The organism is Streptomyces sp. NPDC001668 (assembly GCF_042893155.1).
Taxonomy (GTDB): Bacteria; Actinomycetota; Actinomycetes; order Streptomycetales; family Streptomycetaceae; genus Streptomyces.
The window spans coordinates 127573-143114 of sequence record NZ_JBIAUQ010000008.1 but is presented as its reverse complement, the minus strand read 5'-3'; the positions used below and the strand labels follow the sequence as shown (position 1 = coordinate 143114).

General features: G+C 71.5%; 13 protein-coding genes. 7 read left to right on the top strand and 6 right to left on the bottom strand.

Annotated features, from left to right (window positions below):
• The first annotated feature begins 135 nt into the window (after nt 1-135).
• Both ACFYZ8_RS24840 and ACFYZ8_RS24835 read left to right on the top strand, forming a co-directional pair.
• Nucleotides 136-2118 (top strand): sensor histidine kinase, encoded by a 1983-nt coding sequence (locus tag ACFYZ8_RS24840; protein ID WP_388536173.1) that lies wholly within the window; start codon nt 136-138, stop codon nt 2116-2118.
• Nucleotides 2119-2222: 104 nt separating this feature from the next.
• A complete protein-coding gene (locus ACFYZ8_RS24835) occupies nt 2223-3023 on the top strand; it encodes a response regulator (protein WP_388536175.1) in 801 nt (266 codons plus the stop codon).
• Nucleotides 3024-3032: 9 nt separating this feature from the next.
• On the opposite strand, the gene ACFYZ8_RS24830 is transcribed toward ACFYZ8_RS24835, so the two are convergent.
• The 3 genes from ACFYZ8_RS24830 to ACFYZ8_RS24820 are packed head-to-tail and all read right to left on the bottom strand — an operon-like array spanning nt 3033 to nt 6078.
• Nucleotides 3033-3626 (bottom strand): TetR/AcrR family transcriptional regulator, encoded by a 594-nt coding sequence (locus tag ACFYZ8_RS24830; RefSeq protein ID WP_359031974.1) that lies wholly within the window; start codon nt 3624-3626, stop codon nt 3033-3035.
• 26 nt (nt 3627-3652) lie between these two features.
• Nucleotides 3653-5320, bottom strand: a complete 1668-nt coding sequence (locus tag ACFYZ8_RS24825; RefSeq protein ID WP_388536178.1) for a class I adenylate-forming enzyme family protein — start codon at nt 5318-5320, stop codon at nt 3653-3655.
• The gene (locus ACFYZ8_RS24820; protein ID WP_388536180.1) at nt 5317-6078 is read right to left on the bottom strand and encodes an SDR family oxidoreductase; all 762 of its coding nucleotides are present in this window, start codon (nt 6076-6078) and stop codon (nt 5317-5319) included. The genes ACFYZ8_RS24825 and ACFYZ8_RS24820 overlap by 4 nt, the downstream gene beginning before the upstream one ends.
• A gap of 163 nt (nt 6079-6241) precedes the next feature.
• Here ACFYZ8_RS24820 and ACFYZ8_RS24815 point away from each other — a divergent pair, with 163 nt between their 5' ends.
• Together ACFYZ8_RS24815 and ACFYZ8_RS24810 are read left to right on the top strand one after the other, a co-directional pair.
• Nucleotides 6242-7474 carry an exo-beta-N-acetylmuramidase NamZ domain-containing protein gene (locus tag ACFYZ8_RS24815; protein WP_388536183.1) on the top strand — a complete coding sequence of 411 codons (1233 nt, stop codon included), beginning with the start codon at nt 6242-6244 and terminating at the stop codon, nt 7472-7474.
• Nucleotides 7475-7546: 72 nt separating this feature from the next.
• Nucleotides 7547-8863 carry a serine-threonine protein kinase gene (locus ACFYZ8_RS24810; RefSeq protein ID WP_388536185.1) on the top strand — a complete coding sequence of 439 codons (1317 nt, stop codon included), beginning with the start codon at nt 7547-7549 and terminating at the stop codon, nt 8861-8863.
• 32 nt (nt 8864-8895) lie between these two features.
• On the opposite strand, the gene ACFYZ8_RS24805 is transcribed toward ACFYZ8_RS24810, so the two are convergent.
• Nucleotides 8896-11682, bottom strand: a complete 2787-nt coding sequence (locus ACFYZ8_RS24805; RefSeq protein ID WP_388536188.1) for a penicillin acylase family protein — start codon at nt 11680-11682, stop codon at nt 8896-8898.
• Between the two features lie 232 nt (nt 11683-11914).
• On the opposite strand from ACFYZ8_RS24805, the gene ACFYZ8_RS24800 reads away from it, so the two are divergent.
• Nucleotides 11915-12517, top strand: a complete 603-nt coding sequence (locus tag ACFYZ8_RS24800; protein ID WP_388536191.1) for a hypothetical protein — start codon at nt 11915-11917, stop codon at nt 12515-12517.
• A gap of 100 nt (nt 12518-12617) precedes the next feature.
• Nucleotides 12618-13340: a 3-keto-5-aminohexanoate cleavage protein gene (locus ACFYZ8_RS24795; protein ID WP_388536193.1), complete on the top strand. Its 723-nt coding sequence runs from the start codon at nt 12618-12620 to the stop codon at nt 13338-13340.
• A 51-nt stretch (nt 13341-13391) separates the two neighbouring features.
• Here the strand turns inward: ACFYZ8_RS24795 and soxR are convergent, their stop codons facing one another.
• Nucleotides 13392-13913: a redox-sensitive transcriptional activator SoxR gene (gene soxR / locus ACFYZ8_RS24790; protein WP_388536195.1), complete on the bottom strand. Its 522-nt coding sequence runs from the start codon at nt 13911-13913 to the stop codon at nt 13392-13394.
• 105 nt (nt 13914-14018) lie between these two features.
• On the opposite strand from soxR, the gene ACFYZ8_RS24785 reads away from it, so the two are divergent.
• Complete coding sequence (locus ACFYZ8_RS24785) at nt 14019-14480, top strand: MaoC family dehydratase (RefSeq protein WP_007380934.1); 462 nt, start codon at nt 14019-14021, stop codon at nt 14478-14480.
• 4 nt (nt 14481-14484) lie between these two features.
• Here the strand turns inward: ACFYZ8_RS24785 and ACFYZ8_RS24780 are convergent, their stop codons facing one another.
• Nucleotides 14485-15111: a TetR/AcrR family transcriptional regulator gene (locus ACFYZ8_RS24780; protein WP_359031966.1), complete on the bottom strand. Its 627-nt coding sequence runs from the start codon at nt 15109-15111 to the stop codon at nt 14485-14487.
• Nucleotides 15112-15542: the final 431 nt, after the last annotated feature.

Here is a 15542-nt window from a genome sequence, read left to right as displayed (position 1 = left end):
TTTCCTGTCCTGAGCATCGCGCCGATGGCGGCCGGGAGTTGAGAGGAATCCACCGGGCGGGAGGCGGAACCTCTCCCGGGTGGACCGGGAAGGGTTCCCATGACACCCGGGCGGCCGAACCGGGACGATGAGGGCATGAAGGACGGGCACGGGCGGACCCGGCGGCGCACCCTGGCGGCGTACGCCCTGTTGGGGCTGGCGCTCGCCCAAGTGGCGGCCGGGGCGGTGGCGTTGGCGATGGCGGACGTCGCGGCGCGGGACCTGGTCCGCTACGACATGGTCGTCGATCTCGCGGTCGGCTTCGCCTACCCCGTCTGCGGCACGGTGATCGCCCTGCACCGCCCGCGCAACCCCATCGGCTGGCTGCTGATCGGGTACGGCACGGGCCACGCGTTCACGGGGCTGTCGATCGGCCTGGGGGTCGAGGGGCTGCGGCTGGGCTGGCCCCCCGGGCTGCTGCACGCGATCACCACGGTGGGGCGGCACACCTGGATCATCGGCAGCTCGTGGGCGTTCGTCTTCGTGTTCTTCCTGTTCCCCGACGGACGCCTGCCCGACCACCGCTGGCGCTGGGCGCTGGTCCTGCAACTGCTGTCCTCCCCGGTCGACTTCGCGGTGTGGGCGCGGGACGACTGGGGGCTGTTCCGGGGCACCGCGGCAGAGCCGTCCTACCTGCCGGTGCCGGCCGGCTGGCTGCCCTCGCTCAGACTTGCCGAGACGGCCAAGGCCTGTCTGGTGCTGGCCGCCGTGTTCGCCGTGATGGCCATGCGCTACCGGCGCGGCGGGGAGCAGGACCGGCGCCGGATGCTGTGGCTGATCGCCGGGATGACACCGCTGGCGCTGAGCGTGCTGCTCCAGATCTTCGGCTTCCCCGCGGTCTACACGTCGTGCTGCACGCTGTTCCTGCCGACGGCCATCATGATCGCCGTGCTCCGGCACGAACTGCTCGACATCCGGGTCGTCGTCTCCCGGAGTCTGCTGTACGGCGCCCTGACCCTCGGTGTGATCGCCGCCTACGTCGGTCTCGTCACCTTCGTCCAGTCCCAGCTGGCCCCGCTGCCCGACCTCCTCGGCCCGGCGCTGGTGACCGTCACCCTCGCCGTCGCCTTCGAGCCCGCCCGGCGTGGGCTTCAGCGCATGGTCGACCGGGCGCTGTACGGCGAGCGGCACGATCCGGTGGGCGTGGTCTCCCGGATCGGCAAACGGCTCGCGGGGACCGGGGTGGGTGCGGTGCCGGAGGCGGTGGGCGAGGCGCTGCGGCTGCCGTACGCCTGCCTGGACTCCAGGTCGGGGACGGTGAGCGGGAGTTGGGGGACCCCGGTCGACTCGGTGCACACCGTCGCCCTTGACTACGACGGTCACTGTGTCGGCGAGCTGGTGGTCGGTCTGCGGCCGGGGGAGCAGCAGCCGGCGCCCGCGGACCTCGCCGTCCTGGAACTGCTCGCGGTGCCGCTCGCGGCGGCCCTGCACGCGACCGACCTGACCCGGGAGTTGCAGCTGTCCCGGGAACGGCTCGTGGCCGCCCAGGAGGAGGAGCGACGCCGTATCCGCCGCGATCTTCACGACGGGCTGGGGCCGACGCTCGCGGGAGCGGCCTTCCAGGTGGACGCCGTGGGCAATCTGCTGGCGTTCGACCGGGAGCGGGCCATCGGTCTGCTGGCCGAGCTGCGGGCCGAGATCGGCGGGGCGGTCGGGGAGGTCCGGCGGCTGGTGGACGGGCTCCGGCCGCCGGACCTGGACCAGCTGGGGCTCCTGGGCGCGCTGCGGGAGCGGGCGGCCCGGCTGTCCTGGCGTGCCGACGGCACCCCGCTGCACATCCGGATCGAGGCACCGGAACGGCTGCCGGTCCTCCCGGCCGCCGTGGAGGTGGCCGCGTACCGGATCGCGGTCGAGGCCCTCACCAACGCGGCCCGGCACGCCCGGGCCTCCCGGGTGGACCTGCGGATCCGGATCGGCGACGCCCTCTGCCTGGAGGTGTCCGACGACGGCACCCCGACGGCCGGGGACGCCCCCTGGCGACCGGGCGTCGGCATCACGTCGATGCAGGAACGCGCCGCGGAACTCGGCGGCCGCTGCACGGCGGGCCGCGGCCGGGTGACGGCCAGGCTGCCGCTGTGAGGGGCGGGTGGTGGGACGGCGTGCGGCGGGGGCGGCCCGCCGGGGTGCGAGGTGTTCCGGAGCGGGTGGTGCGGGCGGGGGGCGGCGAGTGGGAGGGAGGCGACGTGGCGGGACGCGAGGCACGGGCGGGAAGGGGCGCCGACGACGGTCGTCCGGGTGTGTGGCCGGAGGCGGCGGTGGAGAGCGGGAGTGGTGCCGGCGGTGTGGCCTCGGAGGTGCCGGAGGGGGGCGCCGGTGAGGAGGAGGTGCTGCGGGTCGTGCTGGCCGATGACCATCCCGTGGTCCGTACCGGGCTGGCCGCGCTGCTGGAGTCGGTGCGGGACGGGAGCCCGCGGGTGCGGGTCGTCGGAGTGGCGGCCGGCGGGCGGGAGGCGGTGCGGGCCGCGGTGACGCTGCGCCCGCACGTGATGGTGATGGACATCCGGATGCCGGACCAGAACGGCATCGACGCGACACGGGAGATCGGCCGGGTCGCCCCTGCCGTGGCCGTGCTGATGCTGACCATGGTCGAGGAGGACGACTCGGTGTTCGCGGCGATGCGGGCCGGCGCCCGCGGCTATGTCCTCAAGGGCGCGGGCCAGGACGAGATCGTCCGGGCGATCCGCGCGGTGGCCGCCGGTGAGGCGATCTTCGGCCCCGGCGTGGCCCGGCGGGTGCTCGGACAGCTCGGCCGGCCACCGCAGCGGCCCGACCCGTGCCCGACGCTCACCCCGCGGGAACGCGATGTGCTGACCCTGATCGCCGAGGGCCGGCCCAACTCGGCCGTGGCCGCCCGGCTCGGCCTCTCCCCGAAGACGGTCAGCAACCACATGTCGGCGGTTCTGACGAAACTGGGCGTCGCCGACCGCGCGGAGGCCGCGGCCTGGGCCCGCCAGGCCGGACTCGGCCCCACGCCGGAGCCGTAGGACCGCCGGTTACGGACGCAGCGCCCGCAGCAGCAGGTCGGCCAGGTGGTCGGCGACCTCCTGCGGGCCCATCGGGCCGTCCGGGCGGTACCAGGTCGACAGGTGGTGGACCGAGCCGAAGTGGTAGTCCACGACGAGGTCGGCCGGGGTCGCCTTCGAGAAGACGCCCGCTTCCTGGCCCTCCTCGACGAGCGCGCGGAAGCGCTCGTGGTACTTGCGCCGCTCGGCCCGCACCTGCTTGTTCTTCTCCGGGCTCAGGTGGTGCATCGAGCGGAAGAAGATCATCGCGTCGTCGAGGTTCTCGATCGTGGTGACGACGACGTCCGCGGCGGCGGCCCGCAGTCGCTTCTCGATCGGCTCGTCGGTGCCCGCGAGCGCGTCCAGGCGCTCCTGCTGGACGCGCAGCACGCGCGCGTACACCTCGTGCAGGAGGTCGTCCTTGGATCCGAAGTAGTGGTACAGCGCCCCCTTGGTGACGCCGGCCGCCTCGACGATCTCCTGCACGGAGGTGCGGTCGTAGCCCTGCTCGGCGAAGAGCCGGGTGGCGGCGGCCAGCAGCCGCTGCGGGACGGGCGTACCGTCTCCGTCCGTCGTTCTGGGCACTGTGCCGCCACCTGCCTTCCGAGAGGTCATTCGCTGTTGTGCGGTTGGGAACGCAGTTCCCGACGGAGGATCTTCCCACTGGCCGTCTTCGGCAAGTCGGGCAGGATCTCCACCTGCCGCGGGTATTTGTAGGCGGCCAGTCTCTCCTTGCAGTACGCGGCGAGCGCGTCGGGGTCGGTTTCGGCACCCGGACGGAGGCTGATGTACGCCTTGACGGTCTCCCCGCGGTATCCGTCGGGCACCCCGACGACGGCCGCCTCACGCACCGCCGGGTGCGTGTACAGCACGTCCTCGACCTCGCGCGGCCACACCTTGAAGCCGGACGCGTTGATCATGTCCTTCTTGCGGTCGACGACGTACAGCCAGCCCTCGGAGTCCATGAACCCGATGTCACCCGTGCGCAGTTCGCCGTCCGGGAAGGTCTCGGCGGTCGCCTCCGGCCGCCGCCAGTACCCGGGCACGACCTGCGGTCCACGTACGACGATCTCGCCCTGCTCGCCGAAGGGCACCTCGACGCCGTGGTCGTCGACGATCCGTACGACCGTGTCGGGCCCCGGCACGCCCACGGCGAGCGTCCCGGACACCGGGTCGACGGGCGCCTCCCGCTCCGGCGGCACGGAAGCACAGGGCGCGGAGCACTCGGTCAGCCCGTAGCCGTTGCGGATGTACGGCCCGAAGCCGGCCCGGAACTTCTCCACCAGGGCGGGCGGCAGCGGGGCCCCGCCCGAGGAGATGTTGACGAAGGACGAGAAGTGCTCGGGGGTGACGTCCGGGTGGGCGGCCAGCGCCATGAACGCGGTCGACGGGCCGACCGTGTAGTGCGGCCGGTGCTCGGCGAAGGCGTCCAGGACCACGCCCGCATCGAATCGGTAGGTCAGCACGAGCGTGCCCACGCTGGTCAGACACGCCCCGAGCTGGCAGACCATCCCGGTGATGTGGAACAGCGGGGCCAGGGCGTAGTACACGGGCCCCTCGGGCAGCGGGAGCCCGGTCCGCTGCCGCTCGGCGTTGTACATGATGTTGCCGTGCGTGTTGGTGGCGCCCTTGGGCGTGCCGCTGGTGCCGGAGGTGTAGCTGATCAGCGCGATGTCGGGGGGCGTGACGTCCCGTCCCTCGGGCGCCTTGTGCCCGGCCCGCGCGACCGCCACCAGGTCGTCGGCGTCCTCGGCCTGCGGCAGCCGCTCGAAGGTGAGCACGCGCGCGTCCCCGCGGGTCTGGAAGTCCAGCTCGCATCCGGTGAGCACGATCCGCACCGGGGAGCCGGCGGCCGTCTCGCGCAGATACGACTCCCAGGCCCGGTCGGAGCAGATCAACGCGGCCACCTCGCCGTCCCGCAGGACATGGCCGACCTCTCCCGACTTGTACATGGGGTTGACGGGCACGACGACCGCGCCCGCCTTCCAGGCACCGAGCAGCGCGAGCACGAACAGCGGGGAGTTCTGGAGCAGGATCGCCACCCGGTCCCCGCGCTGAAGGCCGCGTGCGGCGAGATGTCCGGCGACGGAGTCGCTGAGCTCGTCGACCTCGCGGTAGCCGAGCCGGCCGTCGAAGTAGGCGAGGAAGGGCCGCTCCGGGGCCTCGGCGGCGGCCCGACGCAGCGCGTGCACGAGGGACTCATCGGGGTCGACCGGACCGCGCTGGGCCTCACTGAGCAGGCCCAGCCAGGGCTTGGCGGCGTAACGGGACTCGCTCATCGGACCTCCTCCCACTTGCGCTGGAGGTGGTTCATGCCGGCCAGCCAGCGATCGGGCTCGGCGGCCCGCGTCCGGTAGTACTCGGCGACCTCGGGGTGCGGCAGGATCAGGAACCGGTCCTCCTCGATCCCCCGGAACAGGGCCTCGGCCACGTCCTCCGGCTCGACGGCGGTCGGCTTGAGCACCAGGTCACCCGCGGTCCCGGTGGCCGCGAGCATGTCGGTCCGCACGCCCTGCGGACAGATCGCGTGCACCTTGACCCCGCGGTGCCGGTACGTCAGCGACAGGTACTCGGCGAAGGCGAGCGCCCCGTGCTTGGTGACGGCGTAGGGCGCGGCCCCGATCATGGTCAGCAGCCCGGCGGCGGACACGGTCGACACGAACCGCCCGCTCCCCCGCTCCAGCCACTGCGGGAGCAGCGCGTGAGCGGCCCGGACGTGGGCCATCACGTTGACGTCCCAGGAAGTGGCCCAGGCGCTCTCGTCGAGCGAGTCGCCGCCGAAGGCGACGCCGGCGTTGGCGCAGTAGACGTCGACAACGCCGTCCAGGGCGTCACGGGCCTCGGAGATGACGGCAGAGGCATCCCCGGCGACGGCGATCCCCCCGACCTCCTCGGCGACCGCCTTGGCCCGCCCGGCGTCGAGGTCATTGACGACGACCCGGGCCCCTTCCGCAGCAAACCGACGGGCCAGAGCAGCCCCGATGCCACCTCCCGCTCCGGTCACAACCACTCCGGCACCCTGCAGGGCTTCCACCATCGGTCTCCTTCGACTGCGGCTCGACTGCCCCGTCAGACTAACCGGTCGGTATGTTCAAGGAAAGGGCGACGGAAACCTACCGAGGGGCGCGGGGAACCGCGCGACGAGCCACGACGTACCGGCACCCTCCCCACAACCCGCGGGAGCACCTAACGTGCACCTCATGCGCCTATCCAGACGAACCCTGCTGGCAGCGGCAACGGCAACGGCGTCACTGGCCTCCGCATCTCCCACCCAAGCAGCTCACCGTCGCAGACGGACCGGTTTCGAGAACCTGGCCGCGACAGGCTACGAACAACTCCAAGGGCAACGTGTCGGCATCGTCACCAACCCCACCGGCGTCACCCGGGACGTCCGCCACATCGTCGACGTGATGCACGCCGACGAAAGAGTGAACCTCGGGGCCGTCTTCGGCCCCGAACACGGCTTCCGGGGCACCGCCCAGGCCGGCGGCTCCGAGGGCCGCTACGACGACCCCGCGACCGGCCTCCCCGTCTACGACACGTACCTGAAGAGCGGCCGGCCCCTCGCCGACATCTTCACCGCCTCCGCCGTGGACACCGTCGTCTTCGACATCCAGGACGTCGGCGCACGCTTCTACACGTACATCTGGACCCTGTACGACTGCATGGAGGCGGCCCAGCTGGCCGGCAAGCGCTTCGTCGTCCTGGACCGCCCGAACCCGGTCACCGGACGCGCGGCCCAAGGCCCGGTTCTGCACCGGGAGTTCGCGACCTTCGTGGGCCGACAGCCCATCTCGCAGGCGCACGGCATGACCGTCGCCGAACTGGCCCGGCTCTTCAACGGCGAGTTCCTCACCACCCCCGTCCCCCTGGACACGGTCCTGATGACGGGCTGGAGGCGCTCGGAGTTCTACGATGCCTGGGACCTGCCCTGGGTCCCGCCGAGCCCGAACATGCCGACCCCCGACACCGCCCTGGTGTACTCCGGCACCTGTCTCTTCGAGGGCACGAACCTCTCGGAGGGCCGCGGCACCACCCGCCCCTTCGAGCTGCTCGGCGCGGAGGGCCTGGACGGCCGCTGGGCCGCCGCCGCGAACGAACTCGGTCTGCCCGGTGTGCACTTCAGGGAGGCCTACTTCGCCCCCACCTTCTCCAAGTTCCAGGGAAAGACGATCGGCGGCGTACAGATCCACGTCCACGACAGGTCGGCGTACGACCCCGTCCGCACCGGCATCGGCCTGCTCGTGACCGCCAAGAAGGCCTGGTCCGGGTTCAGTTGGCGCACGGACAACTGGATCGACAAGCTCACGGGATCCACCCGGGTCCGCACGATGATCGACGCCGGGGCCGGCACCGACGAGGTCGTGGCGGGCTGGCGGGAGGAGCTGAGCGCCTTCCGACGGATTCGAAAGAATTACCTCCTCTACAGATGAGCCGTGAACTATGGCCAACTTCGCCCCGTAGCAGGACGATGCGCACCAGCGCGGGGGACGAGGGGGTCTGTCATGGCGGATCCGGCGATGAGTGTGACGCCGTACTGGGAGCTGACGTTCGACGCGGACGGCGACCCGGACGGCGGCCGGCGGGACCGGCTGCTCGCGGAGGCGGTGGACCGGGGCGTCCGGGAGCTGGTCGTCTTCGCGCACGGCTGGAACAGCGACCGCTCGGGGGCGACCCGGCTCTACAGCCACTTCTTCGCCCCGTTCCCGGAGCTCGCGCCGGCCGCGAGACTCGGGTACGTGGGGGTCGTATGGCCGTCGATGCGGTTCTCCGACGAGCCGATCCCGGACTTCCCGCGGGCGGTGGCCGCCGAGATGCCGCCGCGTCCGGTGCTCGACAAGGACACCCGGCACGCGCTGCTCGAGACCTTCCCCGGACGGGCCACGGTGATCGACCAGTTGGCGCGGCTGCTGGACCAGCAGCCGCGTGAGGACGCCGAGTTGGAGGAGTTCGGGCGGCTGGTGCGGATGCTGGTGGAGGTCGTGCCGCCGGGGCCGCAGGCGCTGTTCGCGGCGGACACGCTGGCGGAGGGCGTGCCGCAGGACGAGCCGGAGATCCTCACCGGGTCCGCGGCGGCGGTGTGCGAGGAGTTCGCGCAGGCCCTCTCCCGTCTCGAATCACCCGACGGGGCCCAGGGGTTCTCGCTTCCCAACCCGTGGGACGGGGCGCACGAACTGCTGCGGCAGGGGACGTACTACGCCATGAAGCGGCGCGCGGGCACCGTCGGCGAGCGGGGGCTCGGCCGGGTGGTCGGGCAGCTCGCCGAGGCGGCGCCGGGGGTGCGGGTGCATCTCGTGGGGCACAGCTTCGGAGGCCGCCTGGTGTCGTTCGCGCTGCGCGGGCTGCCGGAGGGAGTGCGGACCGTCAAGTCCGTCACCCTGCTCCAAGGGGCCTTCTCGCACTACGCGTTCGCGAGCCGGCTGCCGCACGACGCGCGGGCGGGAGGCCTGCTCCAGGGGCAGCAGAACCGAATCGACGGGCCACTCGTGTGCTGCCACTCCCGCCACGACTCGGCGCTCGGCACGCTGTATCCGCTGGCCTCCCGCATGGCGGGGGACGCGCAGGGCGTCGGGGCCTTCGACATCGGCCGGGTGCTGGGCGGCAAGTGGGGTGCGATGGGATACGACGGGGTGCAGGCGGTGCCGGGCACGAAGGCCCTCTCGCTCGCCGACGCCCTCGCGGTGGAGCTGCCCGCGAAAGGCTGCGTGAACGTCGACGTGGCGGCCGTCGTCAGACGCGGTGGACCGCCTGCGGGCGCGCACAGCGACATCTGCCACCGCGAGCTGGCCCGGCTGGTGCTGGCGGCGGGCCGTATCCACTGACCCGCCGCCAACAGCCGTACTTCCTGGCGGTGTTACCGGTGCGAGGTGAACTCCACCACCTGCTGGAAGGTCGGTCGGTTCTGCCAGCTGATGTTGTAGTGCTTGATGCCGCCCAGGGTGCGCTGCACGATCGAGTCGGCGCACCACTGGTCGCCCGCCGAGCACAGGTCGTCGCCGGGGTAGACCTGGGCCGCGGTCTTGCCGGCCGCGGTCTTCAGGGTGCTGATCAGGATGTCCCGGCAGGCGCTGAGGCTGCCGCCGCCGCAGTACTTGTCCGCCGGCGGGCCCTGCACGCTCTCACCGAGCACCGCGCGGACGTCCTTGTCGACGTAGCTCCACCAGCCGTACTGGAAGGAGCTGCCCGCGTGGGCGCCGGTCGGGCCGTGCGCGGCCGAAGGGGACTCGTCGACGGGCAGGTTGGCCTGCATGGCGGTGTACAGGCTGGTGCCGAGCCCCGGTTCGAAGATGCCCTTCACCAGCAGCGGCCACCACGCGTCCAGGATGCGGATCGCGTCGGCGTCGGCGTACTTCTTCGAACCGGCCGACGTCTCGGTCCGCTTGCCGCCGGCCGTCAGCCAGGTCTGGAGCTTGCTCACCGCGGCCGCGGCCGTGGAGTCGGTGACCGTGGAGCTGTTGATCACCTTGAGCAGGTCCGGCAGGACGTCCTCGGCGCGCAGGTCGGCCAGGGAGGCGTCGGCCATGGCCTTCACCAGCGAGGCCCGGGTGACCCCGCCCGCGGCCACCAGCTTCTTGACCCGGTCCTCCAGCAGGTTGCCGCGATGCACGGACCCGTCACCCCAGGACGCGGTCGCGTAGTCCTTGGCCTGCTTGTTGTTCCAGGAGATGTAGTAGTCCTGGTCGATGGAGTTGGGGTGCGCGGACGCCGGGGTGTAGTCGGCGGTGTTCGTCGCCGGGTTCCAGTTCTTCCAGTCGTACGCCGCCTGCGCCCACACCGGGAACTCGGCGTCGACGCCGGACGCGCGCACCGGGTTGTTGCCGCTGTTGTAGTACGCGGTGTGCGCCGAGTCGGCGTAGAACCAGTTGAAGGTGTAGTTGATGTGCTGCACCGCGCTCTGGAAGGTCCCCGGGCTCTTGACGTAGTCGGGGTCGTTCAGCATCTGGAAGCCGATGATCGAGTCGGCCTCGTGCATGAAGGACGAGCGCAGGGTGGTGTAGGCGACCTTCTTGCCGCCGACTGTCGCCCGGTACTCGACGGGGCCGTACTTCGTGCGCCAGACCCTCATCGTGTACGACCCCGCGGCGGTGCCGTCGGCCGTGGTCGGGGCCCAGCTGTTCTTCTGCTCGATCTTGTCCATGGCCGTGCAGGTGCCGTGGAACAGGTAGTGGTAGTCGTCCTGGCACAGTTCGACGGCGTAGGTGTCGATGATGTCCTGGCCGGAGGTCGTGGCGGACCACGAGTAGTCCTGGCCGCGGCCGAGTTCGACGTACATGCTCAGGCCCGCGAAGGAGGCGCCGCGGGCGCTGATGCCCGGGCCCTGGATCTCCTGGAGCATGAGGAGCTGGGGGGCGAAGTAGCCGGTCTGCGGTCCGAAGACGGCGACGGGGTGACCGCTGGCCGTGTACTTCCCGCTGACCACAAGGGCGTTGGACATCCCGCGCCTGGCGGAGGTGAGGGCGTTCGCGGTCGCCGTGGCGGAGGCCGCGCTCGCGCTCTGGTCGGCGCCGGTGCCCGTGGCGTCGTAGACGAGGGGCTCGGTGGCCACCGAACCGGCGTCGGGCAACGCCTGGCCCTGCGCGTTCGCGGGCTTGGCGGCGTACGGGAAGCTCTCGCCGTTGTGGACGGTGAGGACGGCCTCGGGGTCGTTGCGCTCCCGGAAGGACTCCCAGACCTCGGTGCCCTTCGCCACGCCGTACTGCTGCTGGGCCGCCATCAGCGAGATGGCGTTGTTGACCTCGCCGCCGCCCCCGGAGCCGAACAGGGCGCCGATGACGGAGGCCAGCGCGACCAGGTCGGTGATCTTGAAGTGGTCGATGGTGCCGGCGTTGGTGACGGAGTCCTTGTGGCCGGTCAGGACGTACTCGCCGGGGAAGTAACGGCCGCTGTCGGAGGCGTCGATGTAGGCGTTGATGCCGGCGAGATAGGCGTTGGCGTCGGCGAGGGCCTGCTGGCCGCGGGCGCCGTTGGCGGCGACGGCGTTGTCGATCTGTGCTTGCAGATCCGCCTCGCTGTAGGGGGCGTTGCGCCAGAACTGCTGCTCCAGGCCCTGGTTGGAGGCGGCTCCGCCCGCGAAGGTGGTCAGCTGGCCGCGTCCGACGTGCCGGAAGACGTCCATGAGCCACAGCCGGTCCTGGGCGGCCGCATAGCCCGCGCCGAACTCGGTGCCGTATCTGGTGGTACCGGTGATGTGCGGTACGCCCGTCTTCTTGTCACGGACGATCGTCACGTCGGTGCGCCCCGCGGGGCTCAGAGTGGAGGCCACTTGATCGGAGGGGACCCCGAACGACGCGTCGTTGAAGAACGTGTTGATCGTGGAGTTGGTGAGTGCGGGGTACCCCTTGGCCAGGTTGGCGTACGGGCCGAGCTGGTCCTCGGCGTGGTCGGGCTGGGTGCCGAAGGACTGGTTGAGGAGCACCTGCGCGAGGGTGGCATTGCCGTTCTCGCCGGGCGGCAGGATGTCGGAACACTGGCCGCCGCAGTAGTCGTTGGCCGTCGCGGTGTCGGCGGCCGAGGCCGTCTGGGCAAGCGGGGACAAAAGACCGGCAATCAGGACGCATACGGATGCGGACTTCAGGAACCCGGTGAGTCTGCCGGGAGTTCTCAGTCTGTCGAGTGCGGTGCGTGAGGTGCGCCGTGGCATGGCAGCTCCAACCGACGGGGGGTGTGGCCGGACGTTACCGCCGGTATCCCCGGGATTGAAGATGAACATGCGTCAAGTTTTGGCAGGGGTTCTCGAGCTTATGGGGGGCATCGGAAATCGGATGGAGCCAAATCGCTTGTCGATACGTCTATTCGGCAACGCCGCGCGAAGTCCGTGCGACGACGCCGAAGTGACCGAAGTACAGGTGCAGGTGTGACGGAGGTGCAGGGCGATGGCCGGTTTCCGGAGTCTGGCGAGACAGGTGCGAGATCCGCGGTGCGATCTGGCGCTTCGGCGCTACTCGCTGCGTAAATGCCTTGAGCGGTTCGCTCCTTACGGGCACAGGGCGACCTGGGACCATTTGTGCTCCCGGGCGGGTTTCGGTCCCGAGGACCGCTCCCCCGATCCGGCGCGGCTCGTGGCCGCACTGGAGGAGCTGGAGGAGGCGCGTTCGGTCTGGCTGGCCTACGAGGTCGAGTTCGCCGAGCGGCGCAAGAAGGAGAAGCACGACGGGTTGCGCAGGCCGGGAAGTGTGGACGACTGGCACCGGCTGACCTGGGGCGGGTTCGGAGTCGCGTGGTGCGACGACCCCCGGGTGCACCCCGATGACTCACTGGCCGACGTACTGCACAGGCTGATCTCCGCGCTGGAGCGCGAACCGGGCGCGGTGTGCCCGGTGTGCGACGGGGAGCGGCTCGTCTGGAAGTACGAACTGGACCACGAACCCTCGACCGGTCCGGTCTGTGTGGACTGCGGGATCCTGGTGCCGCGGCCCGTGCTCACCCCGGAGGCCCTGGCGGACGCCAGGCGCGGACGGTTGCTGATGTCGGCCTAGAGCGTCATGAGCGTACGAGCGCACCGGGGGTGCGCCGGGGATGCCGCACCCCCTGTTTGAACAGGGTCGAGCTGTCGGTGCCGCCTGGCACCATCGAGGAATGGTGCAGGTGTGTCTCAACGGTCCGCGCGGGGCCGCCGACGGGACGGCGGTGCCGCTCACTCCCGCGTCCATGGCGCGGGCGGCGGCCGAGGCCGTCGCGGCGGGCGCCACGGACATCCATGTGCACCCCAAGACGCCGTGCGGGCAGGACAGTCTGTCGCCGCGGGTGGTCGCGGCGACGCTTGAGGCGATCCGTGCGCGGGTGTCGGTCCCGGTCGGTGTGACGACCGGCGCCTGGGCGGAACCGGACCCGGCGGCCCGGCTCGCCCGTGTCCGGGGCTGGACCGTGCTGCCCGACCACGCCTCGGTGAACTGGCACGAGCCGGGCGCCGAGGAGACCGCCGCCGCGCTGATCGACCTGGGTGTCGGTGTGGAGGCGGGCATCTGGTCGGGCACGGACGCGGCGGTCCGGTTCGCATTGTCTCCGCTCGGGCCGAAGGTACTGCGCGTGCTCGCGGAGGTGACGGACACCGACGCGGCGGAGGCATCCGCACGCACACTCCTCAGCGAGCTGGGCATGGCTCACGGTCGCCCCGTGCTGCTGCACGGCGAGGACGCCGGCGCCTGGCCGGTCCTCCGGCTGGCGGGTCGCCTGGGCCTCGCGACCCGGGTGGGCCTGGAGGACACCCTGCTTCTGCCGGACGGCCGACGAGCCACCTCCAACGCTCAGTTGGTGACCGAGGGGCTGGTCCAGTACGGGTGTGCCCAGCGGGCGTCGTAGGTCAGGGCTCCGGGCGCGGGGCGGGGAGAGGTGACCCATGGCCCTTACGGCTCAGCGGCACGTGTCCGGCGCCTCCGCCCATTCCCGCTCCGGGCGCCCGTTCTTCTGCCGGCCCTTGCCCTGCTCCACCAACAGCCGCGACCCGGTCAGCCGGTCGCCGAACATGTCGTCCGGGTTGGACAGGACGCAGGTGTCGAGGGAGAGACAGCCACAGCCGATGCAGTCGGCGAGGTGGTCGCGGAGACGGTTCAACTGCTTGATGCGTTCGTCGAGTTCGGAGCGCCAGGCCTCGGAGAGGCGGGCCCAGTCCTCGCGGGTGGGAGTGCGCTCCTCGGGGAGTTCGGAGAGGGCGTCACGGATCGTGGCCAGAGGGATGCCGACGCGTTGGGCGGCCCGGACGAACGCGACCCGTCGCAGCGCGTCACGGGAGTAGCGGCGCTGGTTGCCCGTGGTGCGGCGGCTGCTGATCAGGCCCTTGGACTCGTAGAAGTGCAGGGCGGAGACCGTGGCGCCGCTGCGGGCGGCGAGCTGGCCGACCGTGAGTTCGTGGATCTTCTCGGGAATCTGGGGCACCCCTCGAACCCTACCCATGCCGTCACCCTCGCGGTCCGTTGACAGGGACTCCCCGGCCGACCATGCTAAGCAGTCGCTTAGACATCATACGGCAGGAGGCGGGACATGGCAGAGCCGAGGATCTTCACGGGCGCCGACGACCTGAAGGCGGCGGTGGGCGAGCAGCTGGGGTACACCGACTGGCTGGAGGTCGACCAGAAGCGCATCGACCTGTTCGCGGAGGCCACCGGTGACCACCAGTGGATCCACGTCGACCCCGAGAAGGCCGCCGCGGGCCCCTTCGGCACGACCATCGCGCACGGGTATCTCACCCTCTCCCTGCTGCCGCTGTTCGGACCGCAGCTGATCAAGGTCGAGGGTGTGAAGATGGGCGTCAACTACGGGACGAACAAGGTGCGTTTCCCGGCGCCGGTCCCCGTGGGCTCCCGCCTGCGCGCCACCGCGCAGATCACCGGCGTCGACGACGTGGCGGGCGGTGTCCAGGTCACCGTCGCCTTCAGCGTGGAGCGCGAGGGCGGCGACAAGCCGGTGTGCGTGGCGGAGTCGGTGTCCCGCTACTACCTCTGAGCGGCTACTTCGCCGCCCCCACCATCCGCAGCACGAGGTCGGCGTCGAGCGCGCCGACCTCGTCGGGCGTCCAGGGGCCGTCGACGTTGAACCAGCGGGCCACGTCGATGCAGAGCGACATGACGGCGAGGGTGGTGCCCTTGACGTCGAGCACGTCGAACTCGCCGGAGGCCACGCCGTCCTCGATGATCCGGCGCACCTCGGCGTCGCACTGGCGGCGCAGGTCGAGGATCTCGGCGCGGGCGTCGGGGCCGAGGGAGTCGAGTTCGTACTGGACGACCCGGGCGGTGGTGCGGCCGCCCGCGTGCCAGCGCACGAAGGAGCTCACCGCGTCCGCGAGCCGCTCGGTCGCGGTGCCCTCGCGGCGGGCCGCGACCTGGAGGATCTCCAGCGCCTTGGTGTGACCGATCCGGCTGATGCGGTGCAGCAGCTCTTCTTTGGTCTTGTAGTGGATGTAGAGCGCGGCGGGGCTCATCCCGGCCCGGCCCGCGATGTCCCGGGTCGTGGTGGCGTGGTAGCCGCGCTCGGCGAAAGCCTCCACCGCCGCGACGAGCAGCCGCCGCGCCGCGTCGGGCGTGACCTCGCCCCACGCCGACGTCTCGCCGCCGGCCGTGTCCTCCGCCGTACTCATCGCACGCCCCTCTCCACTGTCCGACCCCCACCATACCGCCCAACCTGAGCGAGCGCTTAGACTCCCCGATCAGGGGCGCCTGCGGTGACCGGACCGGGGGCTCGCGCACGACGCATCCGGGCGCCGTTCCGCCGGAAGGGCTCCGTGGCCGCGAGGCCGGATTTTTACTGCCGGGGGCGGACCGAGGGCGGGCGGCGGGGAGCCCGGGGGCGTGGGCGCTCGGGCGAGGCCGGGGGGTGACCGATCGAGACGGGTCAGAGGCGCCTGGGCGGTCGGGACGATTCCGGACTGGTGGGACCGTCCGGACACGTCGGACCCGAATGGAGCGGTCGGGGCTGGTCGGAGCGGGCCCAGGCCGGTCGACCGAGGCGGTCCGGGCCGGTCGAGGCGGGCCCAAGCCGGTCGACCGAGGCGGCCCAGGCCGGTCGAGG